This window comes from Candidatus Pseudomonas phytovorans, assembly GCA_029202525.1.
In the GTDB taxonomy this organism is placed as follows: domain Bacteria; phylum Pseudomonadota; class Gammaproteobacteria; order Pseudomonadales; family Pseudomonadaceae; genus Aquipseudomonas; species Aquipseudomonas phytovorans.
In genome coordinates, this window is record CP119325.1 from 4,376,337 (window position 1) to 4,398,567 (window position 22,231).

Here is a 22,231-nt window from a genome sequence, read left to right on the forward strand (position 1 = left end):
CCATGAGTGCTCATCGCCCCCGCAACCGCAAGCCCCTCAACAGCCTGGCCCTGGCGCTGGAACCGCGCATGATGTTCGATGCCGCCGCAGTGACCACGGCCGTGCAGGCCGCCGATCAGGCTGACGCCCAGCAGACGGCTGTCAGCAACCACGCGCCCACGCTCAACGCCGACCCGGCGCAGGCCAGCCACAGCGTCACCGAACAGGCCAGCACCAGCAGCCCACTGTTCAGCAACGTCAGCGCCAACAGCAACGACGAAGGCCAGGGTTTCGAAACCCTGCGCATCACCATCAACAGCACCGGCAACCGCGAGGCGCTGGTGATCGACGGCACGCAGATCACCCTGGAGCCTGCCGCTGGCGAAGGCGTTGAAACCGCCGGGCAGCACTTCACCTACATCGTCAGCAACGACGGCGGGCGCACCACCATCGATGTGGTTCTGGCTTCGACCCGGTACAACAGTGCTGCCGACCTGCAGGCGCTGGTCGAGAGCATCCAGTACCGCAGCCTGGACGGCAGCCTGGACAACGGCACGCGCACGGTGACCCTGGAGCGCATCAGTGACATGGGCACCGACAACAACAGCAGCGAGCCGGCCATCAGCGCCACCGTGACCCTGGTCAGTGCGGTGAACCGCGCACCCGAGTTGCAATCCGACGCGCCGCTGGACCTCGCCCAAGGCATTGCCGCTGGCGGCACCACGCTGCCCCAGGCGCTGTACAGCAGCGATGGGCGCTACCTTTACAGCGCGGGCAACGATGGGCGGCTGCAGGTCTACCAGGCCGATGCCCTGGGCAACCTCAGCGCACTGCAAAGCATCGATGCACCCGAGGGACTGGGCACGCTCAACGCCCTGGCCATGAGTAGCGATGGCGGGTTTGTGTACACCGCAGGCAGCGACAACCAGATCCACACCTACAAAGTCGCCGGTGACGGCACCTTGAGCCATGTACAAGCCGTGCAGCTGTCCAGCGTCACCGGGCTGGCCGTGTCTGCCGACGGCACCCGGGTTTATGTCAGCACACAGTGGAATGGCCTGGAGGTGTACGCCCGCGACCCTGTGCTGGGTGCGGTCGGTGCCAGCCCCGTGCAGTCGCTGGACCAAGGCGTGTTCGGCAATGCTGCGCCGGACAAGGTCTACGTCAAGGGCGACTACGTCTACGTCACCACCGACCCGCAATACATCGGTTACGACAGCCTGACCGTGCTCCAGCGCAATGCCGACGGCTCGCTGGCAGTGGTCGACCTGGGCTCGGCCAACCTCACCACGGGCCAGTTCACCGGCCAGACCTTGCACAGCCTGGCCGTCAGCGCCAGTGGCGTTATTTACGTGGGCGACCGCAAGGACGGCGTGATCCAGGCCTACCAGATGGGCGCAGATGGGCTGGTGCGCATCGACAGTATCAGCCTGGCCAACGTCAACGCCGTGGCTGTCAGCCCCGATGGCCAGCGGCTGTATGCCAGCAGCAGCGACGGCAAGATTACCCAGTACCAGATCAGCGCCAGCGGCACCCTGACGCCCAGCGGCACTCTTGACGCTGCGGGCACGCAAGCCTTGCTGATCAGCCCCGATGGGCAGTCGCTGGTCGCCCTGGGCGATGGCATCAACCGTTTTACCGCCGTGCGCAGCTACATGAGTGGCAGCGACCTGGCCATCGGCCAGGGCCTGACGCTAAGCGACAGCAACGCCGATGCCCTGGCCGCAGGGCTTGGCGACTACAGCGGCATCAGCGTCAGCATCAGCCGCGTGGGTGGCGCCAATGGCAACGACCAGTTCACTTTCGCGGCCGGCAATGGTTTCAGTGTCGATGGCGAACGGCTGCTGCAAAATGGCGTGGAGGTCGGCCACCTGGTGCAGACTGGCGGCACCTTGACGTTGAGTTTCAGCGCGGCGCTGACCCGCAGCGAAGCCAATACCGTGCTGCAGCAGGTGATTTACCGCAACGCCAGCGACAGCGGCGCTGTACAGCTGCAACTGGTGGCCAATGACGGCCAGCTGGAGAGCAAGGCCCAGGTGGTCGCCCTGCTGATCGGCATCAACAGCGCACCGAGCCTGAGCGCAGAGCCAGTGGTCAACCCGGTCTACGATACCCCGGGCACACAGGTACTGCTGTTCCAGGGCGCCCAGGTCAACACCGGCGAATCGGGGCAGGCCATCACCGGGCTCACCTTCAACCTGGCCGGTCTGGACCAGAGCGGCGACGAATACCTGCTGCTCGACGGGACGCGCATCGCGCTGGACGTCTCGTCCAGCGGCAGCCTGGCCAATGGCATGGCCTACACCTACAGCCGCGACGGCGCCACTGCCACACTGGTACTGGGCAGCAGCACCGGCATCGCCAGCGCCGCCGTGCAGAACCTGGTCAATGGCATGGCCTACCGCAACGAACACGTCAGTGCTGTCAGCGGCCAGCGCAGCATCACCCTGGCCAGCGTCACCGACAGCGGCGGCACCGGCAATGGCGGGGTCGATACCCGGGCGCTGGACATCAGCGCACAGCTCACCCTGCAAACCGGCACCGCGCCGCAGCTAAGCGACAGCTTCACGCCCGACGGCACGCTGATCTACCTGGACGGCAAACTCGAAGGCTACAACGACCATGTCATCAGCCTGCGCCTGAGCGACGATGGTAAAACCCTGGTGGTAGCTGGCAACAGCGCCAGCAACGCCTCCGGCACCGGCTATGTGCGGGTGTTCGCCCGCGATACCGGCGACGGCAGCCTGACCCTGCTGCAAACCTTCACCCAAGGCGACAGCGACAACCCCGATACCGCCGCCATCGAGGTGGACGGCCTGACCAAGACCAGTTCGGTGGCATTTTCTGCTGACGGCACTTCGGTCTACGTGGCCGGCTACATTGCCGGGCAGGATGCCGGCACCCTGGTGCTGTTCCAGCGCGACGCCAGCAGCGGCGAGCTGACCTACCAAGGGGTGCAGGCGCGCCAGGGCGATGGCGCCGTGGCCAATGCCGATGGCCAGCTTGAAGGCGGCGTAGCAGGCCTGGATGGCCAGGTCAGCCAGGTCACCCTGTCGGCCGATGGCAAGTTCCTGTACACGGTCAACGGCGTCAACGTGGCCGACACCAGCACCGGCAAGGCCACCGTGGGCATTTACGCCCGCAACGCAGACACCGGCGCGCTGACCTGGGTGGGCAGCTACGCCGACAGCACCAGCATGCCACGCCCCAGCGGCATCGTACTGTCGGCCGATGGCAACACCGCCTATATCAGCAACGTGTCCGGCCGCACCCTGACCGTCCTCAGCCGCGACAGCGCCACGGGTACCCTGACCCTGCTGCAGGCACTGACACCGGACAGTATCGCCAGCGATACCCACAGTGCCGCCCTGCCCGACAGCAATGGCTTCCTCAACGCCAACGACATCATCATCGCAGCCGATGGCCGCTCGGTTTACCTCAGCAGCAACGACCCGGCCTATATCAGCACGTTCAGCCGTGACGCGGACAGCGGCCAACTGACCTTCAGCGGCGCCATCAGCACCTACCCGTTGGTGAACAGCACGTTCCTGCGCGAACTGGCCATTGCAGCCGACGGCAAAACGGTCTACGCCACCACCTACGGCGCACAACAACTGATGGTGTTCACCCGCGACACCCTCACTGGCGCCCTCACCCATAGCCACAACATCGCCCTGGGCATGAGCGCCAACCATGTAATCATCAGCGCCGACGGGCGCAACCTCTACACCGGTGCAGCGTTGGTCAACACCGGGCTGGGCGTGCTCAACGCCCAACACACCGTGGCCTGGAACCAAGGTGCAGACAACCCGTTCGCAGCCGGCCTTTCGGTTACCGATGTGGACTACGAGGCCCAGGGCAGCTACGCCGGGCTGGTGGTGACCGTGAACCGCAGCGGCGAGGCGCAGGCGGCCGACCAGTTCACTTTCATCACGGGTAACGGGCTTACTCGCGACGGCCAGCGTGTGCTGCTGAACGGCCAGCCTGTGGCCACCCTGGTGGAACAGCAAGGCACCCTGACAGTGACTTTCACCGGCACGGTCGACGCACAGACAGTGAACGCTGTGCTGCACCAGCTGGACTATAGCGCCGGGCCTCGCACCGACGATACGCGCGTCAGCCTGACCCTGACCTTTGACGATGGGTTGAAGCAAAGCAGCCGCGAAATCATCCTGCAGGTGAACCACGCACCGCAGAACAGCACCACCCTACCCACACTGGGCAGCATCGAAGTCGAGCAACCGTTCAACGCCAGCGTGCCGCTGGGCGGCTTCAGTGATGCCGACGGTGACAGCCTGAGCTTTGCCTTGCAGGGCCTGCCCGAGGGCCTGCAGTTCGATGCCACCACCGGCACCCTCAGCGGCACGCCGGCGGCCGGTACCGTTGGCCAGTACACCCTGCGCCTTGTCGTGACCGATGCCCGTGGCGCGCAGAGCGTGGTCGAGTTGCAACTGGAAGTGCAGGCTGCACCCGACCAGCGCCCGCAACTGTCGGCCGACACCAATGACCTTGCACCGATCGGCAGCGGCCTGAACCAGGACGACAGCGGAACCAACCTGCTCGATTCGGCCCGCGACACGTGGCTCAGCGCCGATGGCCGCTACCTGTACGCCATTGCCGACGCTGTCAAATGGGACGACTCGAGCATGGCTGCGATCAGCGTGTTTAGCCGCGATGCAGACGGCCAGCTGACCCTGGTGCAGACCGTTGGCAGCGACACCCTGAAGCTTGCCAGCCCGGAAAAAGTGCTGATGTCTGCCGACCAGCAGTGGCTGTACGTGATCACCTCCGGTGACAACAGTGTGCAGGTGCTGGCCCGCGATACCAGTACCGGCCAGCTGACCCTGGCCAGCACCTTCGCCGGTGACAGCCTGGGTGAAAGCCTGCCGATGGTGGATGACATTGCCCAGCACGGCGATAACCTGTACCTGGCCACCAGCGCCGGCCTGTTCGTACTGCGCCAGGGCACCGATGGCAGCCTTACCCAGGTCGCTGCCTACACCGACTTCGCCGGCCTGGAAAGCGTGCACCGGCTGGTCTTGAGTGCCGACGGCCAATACCTGTTGGCCAGTGGCATGGGCGGCAGCACCTTGCTGGCCAGCCTGCGCATCGCCAGCGACGGCTCGTTGAGCCAGGTGGCAACGCTTTCGGCCGGCGCCGAAGCGCACAACCTGGCGGCCATCGCCCAGAGCGCCGACGGCCGCTACCTGTACGTGCTGGACAAACAGGACAACACGCTGCTGCACAGCATCGCCCTGGGTGCCGACGGCAGCCTGCAACTGCTGGGCAGCCAGGCGGTACAGGCCGATGCCATCGACCTGGTGGTGGCCGTGAACGGTAGCGCCGTGTTCGTCGCCGGTGGCGAACACCTGGAAAGCTTCAGCCGCACCGCCGACGGCCTGCTGGCCAGCCAGGCGCTGGCCTTCGAGCTGGACGAATATGGCAGCGAGCAACTCACCGGCCTGAGCCTGAGTGCCGACGGCCAGCACCTGTACCTGGCCGGCAACGTCGGGTTCGAGGGTGGCCAGGTCATTGGCATGCGCATCAAGGTCGCCGGCCTGAGCGTCACCGAAGGCGACGCCGGTGTGCTCCTGCTGCCCACCGGCGCCCTCGCCGACCAGCAACTGGACGCCCTGGGGGACTACAAGGGCGCCAGCCTGGTAGTGGTGCGCCAGAGCGGTGCGTCGAGCGACGATGTGTTTGGCTTCGTCGACGGCAACGGCCTGAGCCTGCGCGATGGGCAGATCTTCAAAGGCGACACGGCGATTGCCAGTGCCACACAGCGGGACGGGCGCTTGATCATACTGTTCACCGCCACCCTGGCCCAGGCCGACGCCCAGGCGATCCTGCGCCAGATCGACTACCGCAACACCAGCAGCGACCCGACCCGCGACGGCACGCAGCAACCGATGCAGGTTACCTTCTACGATGGCGACGGTAACAACACCCGCCTGAGCGTGGACGTGACCCTGACCGGGGTAAACAACCCGGCGGTGCTCGAAAGTACCCCGCTCAACCCCACCCTGAACGGCTGGCAAGACCCTGTAGGCCTGTTTACCGGCACACAGATCGACACCATCGAGAGCGGCCAGAACATTCAAGCGGTCATCATCACCCTGGACGCTGTCGGTGCCCATGACGTGATACGCGTGCTGGGCGAAAAGATCAGCCTGCAGAATGCTGTGGATTCACAGGTCTTCCTGCCAAACGGCATTGAGTACCGCATCAGCCAGGCCAACGGCGTAACCACCCTGACCCTGTATGTGGCGCGGTCGGCCGCTGACACGGCAACGTTGATCGACAGCCTGGCCTTCTACAACACGGCAAGCGAGCTGAGTGGCACCCGCACGGTTACCCTGACCATTCAGGAACAGGCGCAGGCCGACAACGCCAACCTGACCACGCAACTGGCCGATGCTGTCACCGTCACCCTGGCGCGCAACGCCGCCGATAACAGTGCGCCACAAGTCAACAACAGCGGCGCGGCACAGCTGTACAACGAAGCCGGCCAGGCGGTTGCCATCGCGCCCCAGGCCAGCATCAGCGATGCACAGTCCGACGCCCTCAATGGTGGGCTTGGCAACTACCAGGGCAGCACGCTCACCATCACCTTGCAGGACGCCACTGCCAGCGACACGCTCGCCTTCAGAAACGGCAATGGCCTGACCCTGACCGACGACGTGCTGTACAAGGCCGGCGTGGCCATCGGTACGCTGACGGTGCACGACGGCGTAATGGTCATGACATTCAACGACGATGCCGGCACCCTCCCGACCCGCGCCGATGTCACCAACGCCCTGCGCCAGGTGACGTTCGCCAGCAGCAACCGCGCACCGGCAGCGCAGCAGCTGTTCACCGTCAGCTTCAGCGATGGCGCGCTGACCTCGGTGGAACTGGCCGTCAGCGTGACAGTGCTGCGGGTCAATGATGCACCCGTGATCGACGGTGACCCGGTGCTGTCGCTGGGTGATTTCACCCTTACCCGCGAAACCACCACCTTGGCAGGGCTTGCCGATGTGAAAGCAGCGGTGCTTGGGGCTGACGGGCAGTCGTTGTACGTGGCCGACAGCACGGGCGTGATCGCCCTGTTCAGCCTGGGCGCAGACGGCAGCTTGAGCCTGGTCAGCAGCCTTGCCGCCGCTGGGGTTACCCTCGACAGCCTTACCTTGAGCACCGACGGCAACAACCTGTATGCCGTGGCCAACGACGGCAATGACGTGCGCGTGTACCAGCGCGATGCCCAGGGCGCCCTGGTCTTCAGCCAGAGCATTGGCTACCAGGGCGACCTTGGCACGATCAGCCAGGCGGTGGTGTCTGCCGACGGCAGCCACGTCTATGTTGCGGGCGTGTACGGCATGGGCATTTTCAGCCGCCAGCCTGACGGTAGCCTGACCGCGGACGGCTCGGTCAGCGCCGAGCCGGGGTTATGGATGGTGACGGACGTATCGCAGCAAGGCGACTTGCTGGTGCTGTCGTCCGGTTTGCCCAGTAACCGCGCCATTCTGATCTTCCAGCAGGATGCCAAGGGCGAGTTGGTGCAAGTGGGCAAGCTCACGGCCGACAGCGGCGTGGGCATCGACTTCAGCCAGCCCGTGATCGGCCGGTTTGGCCACGATGGCAGCACGCTCTACGTGGCCGGCAGCACGGGCGTCACCCGCTTCACTTTCGACCTCGCGAACAAAGCCCTCACGCTGCGCGACAGCATCAGTGTTGCCGGCGTGCATGCGCTGGCCTTGAGCAGCGATGGCCGCAGCCTGTACCTGACCCTGGACGATGGCAGCGTGCAACGCTACGCGAGCAGCGAAAGCCTGCAGTTGACCGACCAGGTGGTGTCGTCGGTGCTTGCTGAAGGCGGCCAGTTGCAGGTGAGCAACGCGGGCCAGGTGCTGGTGATCGGCAAGGGAATCGCCCAGTTCGATGCACCCGGCGCCGCGCAGCCCAGCTTCACCGTTGGCGGCGAGCCTGTAGCACTGGCCCCGGGCCTGCGCCTGGGCGACGCCGAAATGGATGCTGCCAATGGCGGCATGGGCAACTACCAGGGCGCCACCTTGACCCTGCAACGCGAAGGCGGCGCCAGTGACAGCGACCAGTTTGGCCTGATTGCAGGCAACGGCTTCAGCCTGGTCAATGGCCAGGTCCTGCTCGAGGGTACGGTGGTCGGCAGGTTGCAGAGCGTCGAAGGCGTAATGAACCTGACGATCGAGGCCGCGCTGACCCGTGCCCAGGCCAATGCCTTGCTGCATCAGCTGTCGTATGCGAACGGCGCAGGGCAAGCCGGTGAGGTGCGCCTGGCCATGAAACTCAACGACGGTGCTCTGGACAGTGCTGCGACCGTGATCTCGGTTGCAATCGAGCAAGCGCAGGTGCCGGTGGAGCCTGTCGATCCCGTCGATCCCATCGATCCTGTGGACCCCGTAGATCCGGTAGATCCTGTCGATCCGGTAGAACCTGTTGATCCTGTTGATCCTGTTGATCCTGTTGATCCTGTTGATCCTGTTGATCCTGTTGATCCTGTTGATCCCGTGGATCCTGTTGACCCGGTTGATCCTGTCGATCCGGTTGATCCCATCGACCCGGCAGATCCCGTTGCCAGTGTCAGCCCGGTCATCCTGATGCCAAGCGACCCTGCCTGGCCTGTCGAGCCGCGCAGCACTTCAGCCTTGGCCCAACCCGACGCACCGCGCCCGGACGCTGCCGCCAGTGTGTTGCGCCAGATTGCCGACAGCCAGGCTGCGTTCGCCAGCCGCAGCCAGGAGATCGCCGAGCTGCCCGAACCAGGCGAGCTGCCCGAACATCACGATACGCAGCAGACCACGCGACTGGGCAACCCGCTGGTGGCCATCGAGCCATTACTGGCGGGCATACGGGCGGTGCGCAGCGATGTGCAACTGAGCGCTGCCCCTGCTGCCGGTGGCAAAAGCTCGGTCAAGCTGCCCGAGGGTTTGCTGGCCAGCCGCGACGGCCGCGTACTGGTCAGCTTGCGCCTGGCCAATGGGCTGGCGCTGCCCGCGTGGATCCGCTTCGACCCGCAGCGTGGGGAAATTCAGGTAGATACCCGGCAGTTGCAACGCTATGGCCAGCTGGACCTGCAATTGCGCGGGCAGGATGGCCAGGGGCACCAGGCCACGGTCAAGTTGCACCTGCATGCAGGCCAGGGGCAGGCGCAGGCCGAGCCGTTGCCCGGTAGCCAAGGGCTGGATGCGCAGTTGCAGGGAGGGGTTAGCGGGAGCTGGATGAGCCAGGCTCAGGCGCTGCTGGTGACGGTGTTCGGCCAGCGCTGAAGCCTGGCGCCCATTAAGCAATCTTAATAAACCCGGCATTGCCCAGTGTTGGGAATAATTCTTATCTTCTCACCCGCCACGCACCGGCTGCGCGGCGGGTTCGTCGCTTACCATACGTTCAAGGGAAAACACGTGATCAAAAAGCATCTGCCTGGCGCGCCAAAACGGGCGCCGTTGAAAATCGCCGTGGGCTTGATGGCCATGGGCCTGAGCGCTTGCGCGATTACCCCCGAGCCGCTGACCCTCGAACAGCAACTTGCCCAAGCCAGCGCCGATCGCAGCCGCATGTTCGACAACCAGGAGCCGGTAAGCCAGGCCATCGACCTGGAACAGGCCATGGCCCGCGCCGTGAAGTACAACCTGCAACAGCGCCTGGCGCTGATGGAGCGGGCGCTGGAAGACAACCTGCTCGACCAGCAAAGCTATGACCTGCTACCCAAGCTGGCCGCCCGCGCCGGCTGGCGCGGCCGTGACAACCAACTGGCCTCCTCCAGCGAGTCGCTACGCACCGGCAACCAGTCACTGGAGCCATCCACCAGTCAGGACCGCAATGTGCGCAGCGCCGACCTGCAGCTGTCATGGAACGTGCTCGACTTCGGCATCGGCTACTTCGGCGCCAAAGCCCAGGCCAACAAGGTACTGGCTGCCGAAGAACGGCGTCGCCGGGTGATCGCCGACATCATCCAGCAAGTGCGCAGCGCTTACTGGGAAGCCGCCACCGCCCAGCGCCTGCAACCGCAGGTACAACGCGCCCTGGCCGATGCACGCAATGCCCTGGGCCAGGCACGAGAAACCGAACGGCAACGGCTGCTGGCGCCGGTGGATGCGCTGCGCTTCCAGAAAGGCTTGCTGGAAACGGTACGCCAACTGGAAACCGTCGACAGCGAACTGGCCACGGCCAAGGCTCGCTTGGCCGGGTTGATGAACCTGCCGCCGGCAACCGACTTCCAGCTGGTGGTGCCTAGCGACAGCCAGCTGCAGGCGCCCAACCTGGCCTACCCGTTGGCCGACCTGGAAGCCATGGCCATGGTCCGCCGCCCCGAGGTACGCGAAGAAAGCTATCAGGCCCGCAATGCCGTGCTGGAAACCCGCGCCGCCTTGCTGCGCCTGATGCCGGGCGCGTCGCTGTTCGTCGGCAGCAACTACGACAGCAACAGCTACACCGCCAACAAGAACTGGGCCGATGCCGGCGTGCAAGTGAGCTGGAACCTGATGAACGTACTCGCCTATCCGTCGGTGGTGCGTACCGGCGAAGCCCGCGAGGCATTGGCTGACATGCGCCGGCAGGCACTGCGCATGGCCGTGCTTACCCAGGTCAACGTGGCTTGGCAGCAATACCACCAGGCGACCCAGTTGTTCGAGCGCTCCAACGAACTGCAACGCGTACAGGCCGGCATCCTGACGCAAACCGAAAACGCCGTGCGCAGCGATGCCCAGACCGTGCTGGAACAGGTGCGCACCGCCACCGAAACGGTACTGGCGACCCGTAGCCGCGACCGCAGCTTCGCCCAGTTGCAAAGCGCTTACGGCGCCGTCTACCAGGCTGCCGGGCTCGACCCGCTGCCCGCACGCCTGGCCGGCGACAGCGTGGCAGAACTGGCCCGTGCCATTGGCCACAACAGCCTGGCCCTGGCACAAGGCCAGGTGCAAGCGCCGTTGATGGCCCGCTTCGCGGTCACCAGCCTGGCCCGGCCTGAAACAGCTCGTATTGCCCCGGCACGCGTGGACATGTGGAGCAGCCTGGGCTCGCTGCAAAGCACCGAGTTGGTCGAGGTGGACCATGCGCCGGCCACTCGCTGAACTGTGCCTGCTGGGGCTGCTGTGCAGCGCCCCGGCGCTGGCCGAAGACTTGCCGCCCTTGCAACCACCGCCCTTGCCGCTGGCCATGCCGGACCTGCGGGTACAGCTCAGCGCCAGCCAGCGCACAGTGGTTTCCAGCGAGCTGGCCGGCAAGATCGTTCAGCTCAAGGTCAGGGAAGGCGACAGTTTCCGCAAGGGCGAACGGCTGGTCGGTTTCGACTGCGCCATTCATCGCGCCCGCCTGGGCCATTCGGCCGCCGCCCAGGAGGCGGCGAACAAAAAGCTCGGGGTGGCCAGAAAGCTCGATCAGTTGCAGTCCATCAGCGTCTCCGACCTCAGCCAGGCGCAAGCCGAGCTGAGCATGGCGCGGGCACAGAACGGTGTGAACCAGGTGATGGTGCAACACTGCAACATCGATGCGCCGTTCTCCGGCCGCGTCGCCGAGCGCAAGGTGCAACCCGGGGAGTACGTGGCCGAGGGCAAGGAACTGCTGACGCTGTACGACGACAGCGCCTTCGAGGTGGAACTGATTGTGCCGTCGCGCTGGATGGCCTGGCTCAAACCCGGTTATGCCTTCAATGTGCACCTGGACGAAACCGGCGCCGACTACCCCGCCAAGGTCGAGCGGTTGGGCTCGGTGATTGACCCACTCAGCCAGTCGATCAAAGTGTTTGGCCGTATCGATGCCCAGGCCGGGCAACTGCTGCCCGGCATGAGCGGCAACGCGCGGATCACCCCACCGGCCAACGCCAAATCATGAACACAGTGTTGAACGATTCGGCCCTGGCCGGGCTGGTACAGCTCGAACGCCAGGCCAGGGCCGCCGACAGCATCGCGGCCCTGGGCTTTGTGATGGTGAACGAAACCCGGCACCTGCTGAACTATCGCCAGGCCATGCTGTGGGACACCCGAGCACAGCGCCTGGCCAGCCTTTCGGGGCTGGCCACGGTAGAGCAGGACGCGCCCTTCAACCACTGGTTGGGCGGGTTGTGCCAAGCCTGGCAGCAGGCTCACCCAGGGCCGCAGGCGGTCAGCCTCAACGCCACCGCCCTGCCCCATGATGACCAGGCCCAGTGGGCACAGTACCTGCCACCCTGGGTCGTTTGGCTACCGCTGTACGACCGCCGCCAACACCTGCTGGGCGCGTTGCTGCTGGCCCGCGATCAGGCCCTGAGCGCTGCCGACAGCAGCTTGCTGGCACTGCTGCAGGATGCCTACGGACACGCCTGGGCAAGCTTCGAGCGACCCCGCCTTGGCCGCCTTGCCGGGCTGCGTCGCAACCGCCGCTACTGGCTGGCCGCCGCGGCCATACTGGCAGGCCTGGCACTGCTGCCGGTGCGCCAGGCCGCACTGGCACCCGCTGAAATCGTCGCCCTGCAGCCCAGCGTGCTGCGTGCACCGCTGCAAGGTGTGGTGGAACGCATCCTGGTAGAGCCCAACCAATCGGTCAAAGCCGGCCAAGCGCTGGTGCAGCTTGATGCTCGGGAATTGCAAAGCCGCCTGGAGTCATCACGCCAGGCCCTGGCCATCGCCGAGGGCGAGCTGCGCCAAGGGCAGCAGCAGGCACTCAACGACGCGCGCAGCAAAGCCGGGCTTGCGGTACTGCAGGGCCGCCGCGACCAGGCGCTCGCCGATGTGGGTTTTCTGCAGCAGAGCCTGGCGCGTACGCACATGGTCGCGCCCCATGATGGCGTGGCACTGTACGACGACCCGGCCGAATGGCAGGGGCGCCCAGTGACGTTGGGCGAGCAGATCCTGCAGGTAGCCGACCCGCACCGGGCGCAGCTGGAAGTACGCCTGCCGGTCAAGGACGCCATCGAACTGCGCAGCGGCGCCGAGGTGCTGATGTTCCTCAACACCGACCCCGCGTCACCGTTGCCAGCCCACCTCCAGCAACTCGGCTACCGCGCCAGTGCCAACGGCGACGGCAGCATGGCCTACCGCCTCAAAGCCACGCTGGGTGCAGACGACCCACGCATCCGCATCGGCCTCAAAGGTACAGCCAAGGTCTATGGTGAGCGCACCACGCTGTTCACCTACCTGCTGCGCCGCCCGCTGGCAACCTTGCGCATCTGGTTGGCACTGTGACGGCGCTGGGCCTGCTGCGCGAGGAACTGCGCCTGCATCCGGGGCCTGACGACAGCTTCGGCAACCCGTGCTGGACCCTGGAAGACCCGGCCAGCGGCCAGTTCTTCCGATTGGGCTGGGCCGAGGTGGAAATGCTCGGACGCTGGCGACTGGGTGAGCCCGAGCAGATTGCCCGGCAGACCAGCCTGGCCACCACCCTGCAACTGGAGGCGGACGATGTGCTGCAGTTGCACGGGTTTCTGCGCCAGCACCAGCTGCTGCAATGCCTGGGTGCCGAAGACCAGCGCCGCCTGGTCGAGCGACAGGCCGCAGGCCGCAGCAGTTGGGCGCGCTGGCTGCTGAAGAACTACCTGTTCGTGCGCGTGCCATTGCTGCGCCCCGATGCATTCCTGCAGCGCACGTTGCCCTGGGTGGCACCGTTCTTCAGCCCGACTTTCCTGGCCATGACCTTGGCTGCGGGGCTGATCGGCCTGCTGCTGGTGCTGCGCCAGTGGGACACTTTTACCCACACTTTCCTGCATTTTTTCAGCCTGGAAGGCGCCGCCCTGGCGGGGTTGACGCTGATGCTGGCCAAAGTGGTGCACGAGCTGGGCCATGCCTACACCTGCAAACGCTTCGGGGCGCGGGTAGCGACCATGGGGGTGGCACTGCTGGTGCTGTGGCCTGTGCTTTACACCGACACCTCCGGGGCCTGGCGCCTGCGCCGACGCAGCCACCGCCTGGCCATCGGCGCTGCCGGCATGGCGGCGGAGCTGGTGCTGGCCTGCTGGGCCACCTTGCTGTGGAGCTTTCTACAGGACGGCATATTGCGCAGCGCGGTATTCATGCTGGCCAGCACTACATGGATCCTGACCTTGGCCGTCAACCTCAGCCCCTTCATGCGCTTCGACGGCTATTTCCTGCTTTCAGACCTGCTGGGGGTGCCCAACCTGCAACAGCGGGCTTTCGCCCTGGCGCGCTGGCGGCTGCGTGAGTGGCTATTCGCCTTTGGCGATGCACCACCCGAGCATTTCCCCACCCGCCTGCGGCGGCTACTGGTGGCCTACTCGGTGGGCACCTGGGTCTACCGCCTGTTCCTGTTTCTGGGTATTGCACTGCTGGTCTACCACTTTGCCTTCAAACTGCTTGGCCTGCTGCTGTTCGCAGTGGAAATCGGCTACTTCATCCTCTTGCCCTTGGTGAGCGAAGCGCGCCAATGGTACGCACGCCGCAAGGACTTTCACATGAATCGCAACAGCTTGCTCACCTTGGCAGCATGCCTGTTGGCGCTGCTGCTGCTGTGCCTGCCCTGGCGCAGCAGCGTCGAGGCGCCGGCACTGCTCAAGGCGGCCAACCAGGCCAATTTGTACGTCCCGGTGGGCGGTCGCCTGGTGCAAGTACTGGCCCAACCCGGTGACAGCGTAGCCGCCGGCCAGCCGCTGTTCGAGCTGCAAGCCCCTGATCTGCTGCACGAGTTGCAGAACGTCGAGCGGCGCATTTTGGTCCTGCAGTGGCAGAGCAGTTTTCAGTTGCTGGACCGCGAGAGCGCGGCAGGTCTCGGTGTGGTCCGGCATGAACTGGCAGCGGCGCAGCAACGCCTGAGTGTATTGCGCCAGCAATGGCAGGAACTGACCATCCGCGCGCCCTTCGCCGGCCAGTTGCGCGAATTGGCCGAGCCGCTGCAGGCAGGCCAATGGTTGCCGGCCGGCGAGTGGCTGGGCATAGTGGTAGACGCCCGAAGCGCAAGGCTTGAGGCGTTCGTCGAAGAGCATGACCTGCAGCGTTTGGGCAGTGCCAGCAAGGGCAGGTTCTACCCCGAGAACATCACGCTCTCCGCGCGGCCGGTTCAGCTCGAGCACTTGGCCAGCACGGCCGTGAAGCAGTTGGCTGCCGCAGCTGAACTGGCCTCGCCCTACGACGGTACAATCGCCGCTACGCTGGACCCGCAAGGTGTAGCACGCCCCGAGCAGGCGCTATACCGGGCCGAGCTGGCGGTGACTGACGGCGGGGCAGCGCCAGCATGGGTGGTACGCGGCACCGTGGTGCTGGAAGCTGAACGGCAAAGCTTGCTGTTGGCGGGCTGGCGCTCGGTTGTGGCGGTACTGGTCCGCGAGTCGGCGTTTTAGCCGGGTTTGCAAGGTTAAGCGTTCTTAATACTATGACTGTGGTTAACCCTCTGTGCGATGCGCATCATGGGCCTTGGTACCCTTTTTCCTGGAACGCTCGATGAACGCATCTGCCCCCAACCTGCCCGAGACCAGCCGCTGCAAGCGCTTGAAAGCGGCCAGCAGCCGAGACCATGACAGCGTCGACACGCTGGTGATGGCAGCACGCCCCTTCGAGGACCGGCAACGCTACGCGCGTTTCCTGGAAGTGCAGCACCGTTTCCATGGCAGCCTGTTGGCGCTGTATGGCGACGAACAGCTGAACGTGCGCCTGCCTGGGCTGGTGCAACTGTCGCGCTTCGCCGCGGTCGAGTCGGACCTCAATGACCTTGGCCTGCCACTGCCTGCGGCGCCGCAGCAGGTCATTGCCAGCCCCGCGCAGGCACTGGGCTGGTTATATTGCAGCGAGGGCTCAAACCTGGGCGCGGCATTCCTGTTCAAGCAGACCCAGCGCCTGGGCCTGGATGGCGATGAGGGTGCCCGTCACCTGGCGCCGCACCCTGATGGTCGCGCACTGCACTGGCGCGAGTTTGTTGCCAGGCTTGATGGCCTGGTGCTGGATGACGAGGAAGAAGCCGAGGTGATCGTCGGTGCTATTGCCGCGTTCGACAGTTATCGGGCACACCTGCGGGCAGTGTTCACAGGCGGGTGAACGGGCCTGATAAGTTCTACAAGTTGTTGCCGCAGCGAACTTTTTCCCGTTTGCCGGTCTATGAGGGAGGTACAGAAAGGTAGCGGAACGCGAGAGCAGCTTCGCCCCACACCTGCTGGCCAGATGGCTCAATTGTTATCAGAGGTTGGCTTCGCTCATGAAAATACATGTCGCAAGGTTGGTGCTGCTCGGCCTGTTCTCGTTCGCGGCGGTGGGCACGGCATCGGCAACACAAATGAAAACTCCGGTGGCGACGGCACTTGCCGTTCAGTCACCGTTAAAGCCTGCCGGCAACCCCTGGTCGAGGGTGGCCAGTCTGGCCGACGCGCAACCGGCAACTCTGCTGGCGCACGACGACGACCGCTGGCACGACCACAGAAGCGACGGGCGCCGTGAGCAGTGGCGGCGTGAGCAAGCCCGGCGAGACTGGGAGCGCCGCCGCGACTGGGAACGGCGCCGTGACTGGGAGCGCCGCCATGAGCGGGCGATGCACCAGCGCCACCATGAAGACCAACGTTACTACCGCCGCTGAAGCTGGCGTGCTCCCTGTAGGAGCAGCCTTGTGTCGCAATAGGGCCGCAAAGCGGCCCCACAATACCAGCGCAAAAGCAAAAATCGCCGGGGCTGCTACGCAGCCCTTTCGCGACACAAGGCCGCTCCTACACGGCTCGCGTCAACCCGTCAGGTGGGAGTATCCCCCGCCGCCTCGGCCTCCAGCTTCAAGCGGTCAGCTTTATTAATGTATTTGGGCTTGCGCGGCGCAAGCTTGGCACTGGCCTTTTTGGCATGCGCCTTCAACAACTGGTTTATCTTTTTACGACGGTTCATATTCCACTGGGCCTGTCAGTACGGTTTCGCTGACTGCCATCATACCCGCGCAGCCTGCGCATTGCGCAGCACTTGCGCCAAACGCCTGAGCCCTTCATCCAACTGGTCCGGGGCAACGTGGCTGAAATTCAGGCGCAGATGCCCGTGATGCCGGTCCGGGTCAGGGAAAAACGGCTCGCCGGGCATGAACGCCACATCCACCGCCAACGCCTCTGCCAGCAGCGTGCGGGTATCCAGCGGCTGCTTCAACGTGAGCCAGAAGAACAACCCTCCATCCGGCTTGTGCCACTCCGCCAGGTCGGCAAAATGCGTTTCCAGCGCCAGCTGAAACGCATCCCTGCGCGTGCGGTAGTAGTCGCGCAGTGTCTTCAAGTGCAACTGGAGCTTGTCGCTACCCAACCACTGCAGCACCTGCCATTGCCCCACGCGATTGGTGTGCAGGTCGGCGGCCTGCTTCAGCCGCAGCAAGTGCGGGAACAGGTCAGGGCTGGCGATCAGGTAGCCGACCCGCAGACCTGGGAGCAAGGTCTTGGAAACCGTACCGGTGTAAATCCAGCTGGCGTTACTCAAGCGGCTGACGATCGGCTGAGCGCTGCCACCATCGAAGCTCAGCTCGCGGTAGGGTTCGTCCTCGATAAGTGTCACACCGAATTCGTCCAGCAATGCCGCCACTGCATCGCGTTTGGCCTCGCTGTAACGCAGGCCAGAGGGGTTCTGGAAGGTCGGAATCAGGTAGATGAAGGCCGGGCGGTGGCGGTGCAGGCGATCACGCAGTTCAACCAGATCCGGGCCGTCAGCTTGCATTGGCAAGGCCAGGCAGTCGGCACCGAACAGCTGAAATATCTGCAGCGCCGCCAGATAGGTCGGCGCTTCGAGCAGGATCTGTGTGCCCTGATCGATGTACAGCTTGGCTGCCAGGTCGAGGGCCTGCTGCGAACCACTCACCACGAGCACCTGACTGGCCTGGCAATCGACCCCCAGTGCACGCGCTTCGGCCGCCAGTGCTTCGCGCAGGGCCGGTTCCCCCTCACTCATGCCGTATTGCCCCATGCCCACCGGCATGTCGGCCCAATCGACCTTGGGCAGCATGGCGTCAGCAGGCAAACCGCCAGCAAAGGACATCACGCCGGGCCGCTGAGCAGCGGCGAGGATTTCACGGATCAGGGAACTCTTGAGGCGCGTGACACGTTCAGAGAAAGCCATGGGGATCACCGGTAGCAAGGCAGAAGGAAAATACGTCAAACTGTTTGACCGAAATTACGCTGCCGCCTACGAATAAGTCAATATGATTGACCTTAAAAACCCAGCCTCCCAACAACAGGCGATGGAAGCCTTTTTCTTTGGCTACCAGGCTTTCACCGCGAAGGCCGACGAAATGCTCGAACGCCGAGGCCTGGGCCGCGTGCATCAACGCATCGTGTTTTTCGTCGCGCGCTATCCGAACTTGAGCGTGAAGGATCTGCTGGCCTTGCTCGGGGTCAGCAAACAGGCGCTGAACATGCCAATGCGCCAGTTGACGGAAATGCACCTGGTGCACAGCGTGGCCTGCGAAACGGACAAGCGTAAGCGTTTGCTTGCCCTGACCGAGGAAGGCGCACGCCTGGAGCAGATGCTGCGACGCGAGCAGGTGAAGTTGCTGGAGCGGGTGTTCGCAGATGCCGGGGAAGAGGCAGTGAACGGCTGGCTGGCGGTGAACATGGCACTGGGCAACAGCCGGACCTGACTGCGCCAGCCCCTGTTATTCGCCGCGTTGACGTTATTTTCACACGCCGCAGATTAGCGTCACGCCCTTTCCGGTCACGGGCACATCCGTTGGCCGCCAAGGTACGACGAGGCATACGTGTCACACACTACATTCCCCGCCGCGCGCACGCGCGTGGACTGGGCCGGCCTGGGCTGGCTGCTGCTGTTCTTCTGGTACTTCTCCGGCGTCACCCAGGCGCTGCTGCTTTTCAGCGGGACTACCGGCTTTGCCGGCTTTCGTGACGCGTTCTTCCTCAGTAGCCTGTGGCTGGCCCCGGTGCTGCTGCTGCCGCGCTTCACCCGCGCCACCGCGGGCATCATCGGCCTGGTGCTGTGGGCGGCATCGCTGGTGGGCTTGAGCTACTTCGGCATCTATCGCCAGGAGTTCTCGCAAAGCGTCATCTTCGTTATGTTCGAATCCAACACCGCTGAAGCCGGTGAGTATTTCAGCCAGTACTTCAGCGTGTGGCTGGGCCTGGCGCTGCTGCTGTACACGCTGGTGGCGGTACTGCTGTGGAAGCGCGTGCGCCCGGTCAGCCTGCCCCTGCGCAGCCGTCTGCCGGTAGTGGCCCTGTTGCTGGTCGCCAACCTGGTGTACCCGTTCTACAAGCAAATGGTCACCCAGGAGCGCAACTTCGCCGATGCCGCCGAAAAGGTGCAGCAGCGCATGGAGCCCGCCGTGCCTTGGCAACTGCTGGTCGGCTACCGCCAGTACCGCCAGCAACTGGACAACATGCAGGAGTTGCTGGCGCAGAACGCCGCGTTGCCGCCCCTGCAAAACCTGCGTGACAGCAGCGGTACGGCGCCGCGTACCCTGGTGCTGGTGCTGGGCGAGTCCACCACCCGAGAGCACATGCACCTGTATGGCTATAACCGCGACACCACGCCCAACCTCGACGCGCTGGCCGCCAGCGACAAGGGCCTGACGGTGTTCCGCGACGTGGTATCACCGCGCCCGTACACCATTGAAGTGATGCAGCAGATCCTCACCTTTGGCAACGAGCAGAACCCGGACCGCTTCCTCACCGACCCGTCGCTGATCAACCTGATGAAACAGGCAGGCTACAAGACCTTCTGGATAACCAACCAGCAGACCATGACCAAGCGCAACACCATGCTGACGACCTTCTCGCAGCAGACCGATGCGCCGGTATACCTGAACAACCAGCGCAACCAGAACGCCAGCCAGTACGATGACGTGGTGCTGGCGCCGTTCGAGAAGGCCCTGCAAGACCCTGCGCCGAACAAGTTCATCATCGTGCACCTGCTGGGCACGCACATGGACTATCGCTTCCGCTACCCGAACGACTACGCGCATTTCACCGACAACCAGGGCGTGCCGGGCAAGCTGACGCCTGACCAGGTAAAAACCTACAACTTCTATGACAACGCGGTGCGATACAACGATTACGTGGTATCGAGCCTGATCAAGCGTTACTCGGCCGGTAGCCCCAATGGCTTCCTGCTGTACCTGTCCGACCATGGCGAAGACGTATACAGCTCCGGCAACCACGACCGCCTGGGGCGCAACGAAGGCGCGCCGACCCGGCCGATGTACACCATCCCGTTCCTGCTGTGGACCTCGCCCAGCTGGCAGGCCGAGCACCCACGCGACTTGCAGGCAATGGCCAGCCGCCCCTACAGCAGCTCGCACCTGATCCATACCCTGTCTGACCTGGCCGGGCTGAGCTACGACCGCTTCGAGCCGGCCAAGAGCCTGGTAAGCCCGCAGTTTGTGGCAGCGCCGCGCTGGATTGGTGACCCATACCGCAAGGATGGCTTGCGCGAGTTCGATCACCTGCCGCTGGACAAGGCCGAGCGGGTGCAGGAGACGGCCAGTAGCGGCCATTGACACGCTTCTTGTAGGTGTTCGCGGGTGTCCGCCACAACATCTCTAGCGCCTGTCAGATCGAGCGCCGCCCGCGCGGCGCATCGCGAGCTGGCGCTCGCTCCTACGTTTGTTTCTGGCCAATCATTCCTGTGGGATTTGCGCGCGACCCCTTAAGTGCATGACTCAATATTGCGTCGTACAAACAAGGCGGTCGCGCGCGCCTGGCACAGGCATTACTGGCCCGAAACAAACGTAGGAGCGAGCGCCAGCTCGCGATGCGCCGCGCGGGCGGCGCTCGATCTCACAAGCAATACAAATGCCCCGGTGAACCCATCCCAGCCCCCGCTGAGGTCAGCCCCATGCAACCGCTATCCACTGATACCGCCAGCGCCGAAACAGCCAAACAAACCTCCATCCCGCTGCTGCTGGCAGCGCTGATGCTGGTCATGTTCCTGGCAGCCCTCGACCAGACCATCGTCTCGACCGCGCTGCCGACAATTGTCAGCGACCTCGGTGGGCTGCGCTGGTTGTCCTGGGTGGTCACCGCCTACCTGCTGGCCTCTACGGTGGTGGTGCCGTTGTATGGCAAGTTCGGCGACCAGTTCGGCCGCAAGCGCGTGCTGCAGGTCGCCATCGTGCTGTTCCTGCTGGGCTCGGCCTTGTGTGGCGCCGCCCAGGACATGACCCAGCTGATCGCCTTCCGCGCCCTGCAAGGGCTGGGTGGCGGTGGCTTGATGGTGGTGGCGATGGCCGCCATCGGCGATGTCATTCCGCCTGCCGAACGTGGCCGCTACCAAGGCCTATTCGGTGGGGTGTTCGGCCTGGCCACGGTGGTGGGACCACTGATCGGCGGTTTTCTGGTCGAGCAGCTGTCGTGGCACTGGATCTTTTACATCAACCTGCCCCTGGGCCTGCTGGCGCTGCTGGTGATCGGCAGCGTGTTCCGCCCGCACGTAGCTCTGGTACGGCATACGGTGGACTACATTGGCGCGTTCTTCCTGACTGTGGCATTGGCTGCCCTGGTACTCATCACCAGCCTTGGCGGCAGCCTGCTGGCCTGGCAGTCGCTGGACATGCTGTGCCTTTCGCTGTTCGCCCTGATCGGCCTGGTCGGTTTCGTGCTGGAGCAACGCCGTGCTGCCGAGCCGATCATGCCGCTGCACCTGTTTCGCCACCGTACCTTCGTGCTTGCCGGGCTGATCGGTTTCATCGTCGGGGTATCGCTGTTCGGCGCAGTCACCTTCCTGCCGCTGTACATGCAGGTGGTAAAGAACGCCACGCCTACCAGTGCCGGGCTGCAGATGCTGCCACTGATGGGTGGCCTGCTGGTGGTGTCGGCGATTACCGGGCGGCTGATCAGCCGCTGGGGGCGTTACCGGGTGTTCCCGATCCTGGGTACCCTGCTGCAAGTCATTGCCCTGGGCCTGCTCAGCCGGCTGGAGCTGGACACACCCATGGCGCTGATGAACCTGTACATGGGCTTGCTGGGGGCCGGCCTGGGCATGGTCATGCAGGTGCTGATCCTGGCCGTGCAGAACAGTGTTGAAGTGCGCCACATGGGCGTGGCGACTTCAGGGGCCACCTTGTTCCGCTCGATTGGCGGCGCCATTGGTGTGTCGTTGTTCGGCGCCTTGTTCTCGCATGACTTGCTGGGCGGGCTGAGCAGTGACTTTGCCGCCACTGCCGGGGGTGCCGCGAGCCTTTCGCCCGCCGCCGTGCATGCCCTGCCCGCTGCCTTGCAGCACAGCTACCTGCAGGCGTTTTCCGGGGCGATGCATGGCGTGTTCCTGCTGGCCGGGGTGATCACCAGCGTGGCCTTCGCGCTGTCCTGGCTGCTGCGCGAAGTGCCGCTGCGCAAGGCCACGCAGGCGTGAGCGCAGGTCGA

12 protein-coding genes are annotated in these 22,231 nt (G+C 64.6%); 10 read left to right on the plus strand and 2 right to left on the minus strand.

The window, feature by feature from the left end; translation table 11 throughout:
* Positions 1-2 precede the first annotated feature (2 nt).
* The 7 genes from P0Y58_19325 (at position 3) to P0Y58_19355 (ending at position 16,476) form a co-directional block, all read left to right on the plus strand.
* Positions 3-9,260 carry a beta-propeller fold lactonase family protein gene (locus P0Y58_19325; GenBank protein ID WEK29047.1) on the plus strand — a complete coding sequence of 3,086 codons (9,258 nt, stop codon included), beginning with the start codon at positions 3-5 and terminating at the stop codon, positions 9,258-9,260.
* A gap of 132 nt (positions 9,261-9,392) precedes the next feature.
* Positions 9,393-11,060 (plus strand): TolC family protein, encoded by a 1,668-nt coding sequence (locus P0Y58_19330; GenBank protein WEK29048.1) that lies wholly within the window; start codon positions 9,393-9,395, stop codon positions 11,058-11,060.
* On the plus strand, positions 11,041-11,820 hold the full coding sequence (locus P0Y58_19335; protein ID WEK29049.1) for an efflux RND transporter periplasmic adaptor subunit: 780 nt from the start codon (positions 11,041-11,043) through the stop codon (positions 11,818-11,820). The genes P0Y58_19330 and P0Y58_19335 overlap by 20 nt, the downstream gene beginning before the upstream one ends.
* A complete protein-coding gene (locus P0Y58_19340; GenBank protein WEK29050.1) occupies positions 11,817-13,148 on the plus strand; it encodes an HlyD family efflux transporter periplasmic adaptor subunit in 1,332 nt (443 codons plus the stop codon). The genes P0Y58_19335 and P0Y58_19340 overlap by 4 nt, the downstream gene beginning before the upstream one ends.
* On the plus strand, positions 13,145-15,253 hold the full coding sequence (locus P0Y58_19345; GenBank protein ID WEK29051.1) for an HlyD family efflux transporter periplasmic adaptor subunit: 2,109 nt from the start codon (positions 13,145-13,147) through the stop codon (positions 15,251-15,253). The genes P0Y58_19340 and P0Y58_19345 overlap by 4 nt, the downstream gene beginning before the upstream one ends.
* Positions 15,254-15,353: 100 nt before the next feature.
* Complete coding sequence (locus P0Y58_19350; protein WEK29052.1) at positions 15,354-15,944, plus strand: biliverdin-producing heme oxygenase; 591 nt, start codon at positions 15,354-15,356, stop codon at positions 15,942-15,944.
* Between the two features lie 157 nt (positions 15,945-16,101).
* Positions 16,102-16,476 carry a hypothetical protein gene (locus P0Y58_19355; GenBank protein WEK29053.1) on the plus strand — a complete coding sequence of 125 codons (375 nt, stop codon included), beginning with the start codon at positions 16,102-16,104 and terminating at the stop codon, positions 16,474-16,476.
* Positions 16,477-16,625: 149 nt separating this feature from the next.
* Here the strand turns inward: P0Y58_19355 and P0Y58_19360 are convergent, their stop codons facing one another.
* Complete coding sequence (locus P0Y58_19360) at positions 16,626-16,772, minus strand: DUF2986 domain-containing protein (protein WEK29054.1); 147 nt, start codon at positions 16,770-16,772, stop codon at positions 16,626-16,628.
* A gap of 39 nt (positions 16,773-16,811) precedes the next feature.
* Positions 16,812-17,975: a PLP-dependent aminotransferase family protein gene (locus P0Y58_19365; GenBank protein ID WEK29055.1), complete on the minus strand. Its 1,164-nt coding sequence runs from the start codon at positions 17,973-17,975 to the stop codon at positions 16,812-16,814.
* Positions 17,976-18,057: 82 nt separating this feature from the next.
* Between P0Y58_19365 and P0Y58_19370 the strand changes: the two genes are divergently transcribed.
* The 3 genes from P0Y58_19370 to P0Y58_19380 all read left to right on the plus strand — a co-directional run bounded on the left by P0Y58_19370 (position 18,058) and on the right by P0Y58_19380 (position 22,220).
* On the plus strand, positions 18,058-18,495 hold the full coding sequence (locus P0Y58_19370; protein ID WEK29056.1) for a MarR family transcriptional regulator: 438 nt from the start codon (positions 18,058-18,060) through the stop codon (positions 18,493-18,495).
* Between the two features lie 117 nt (positions 18,496-18,612).
* Complete coding sequence (locus P0Y58_19375; protein ID WEK29057.1) at positions 18,613-20,367, plus strand: phosphoethanolamine transferase CptA; 1,755 nt, start codon at positions 18,613-18,615, stop codon at positions 20,365-20,367.
* 338 nt (positions 20,368-20,705) lie between these two features.
* A complete protein-coding gene (locus P0Y58_19380) occupies positions 20,706-22,220 on the plus strand; it encodes an MDR family MFS transporter (GenBank protein WEK29058.1) in 1,515 nt (504 codons plus the stop codon).
* The last annotated feature ends 11 nt before the right edge of the window (positions 22,221-22,231 follow it).

Bases quoted from the DNA above. Each gene is read 5' to 3' on its own strand.
- P0Y58_19325 (WEK29047.1), top strand. From the start codon at position 3: ATGAGTGCTCATCGCCCCCGCAACCGCAAGCCCCTCAACAGCCTGGCC.
- P0Y58_19335 (WEK29049.1), top strand. From the start codon at position 11,041: ATGCGCCGGCCACTCGCTGAACTGTGCCTGCTGGGGCTGCTGTGCAGC.
- P0Y58_19340 (WEK29050.1), top strand. From the start codon at position 11,817: ATGAACACAGTGTTGAACGATTCGGCCCTGGCCGGGCTGGTACAGCTC.
- P0Y58_19350 (WEK29052.1), top strand. From the start codon at position 15,354: ATGAACGCATCTGCCCCCAACCTGCCCGAGACCAGCCGCTGCAAGCGC.
- P0Y58_19355 (WEK29053.1), top strand. From the start codon at position 16,102: ATGAAAATACATGTCGCAAGGTTGGTGCTGCTCGGCCTGTTCTCGTTC.
- P0Y58_19360 (WEK29054.1), bottom strand. From the start codon at position 16,772: ATGAACCGTCGTAAAAAGATAAACCAGTTGTTGAAGGCGCATGCCAAA.
- P0Y58_19365 (WEK29055.1), bottom strand. From the start codon at position 17,975: ATGGCTTTCTCTGAACGTGTCACGCGCCTCAAGAGTTCCCTGATCCGT.
- P0Y58_19370 (WEK29056.1), top strand. From the start codon at position 18,058: ATGATTGACCTTAAAAACCCAGCCTCCCAACAACAGGCGATGGAAGCC.
- P0Y58_19380 (WEK29058.1), top strand. From the start codon at position 20,706: ATGCAACCGCTATCCACTGATACCGCCAGCGCCGAAACAGCCAAACAA.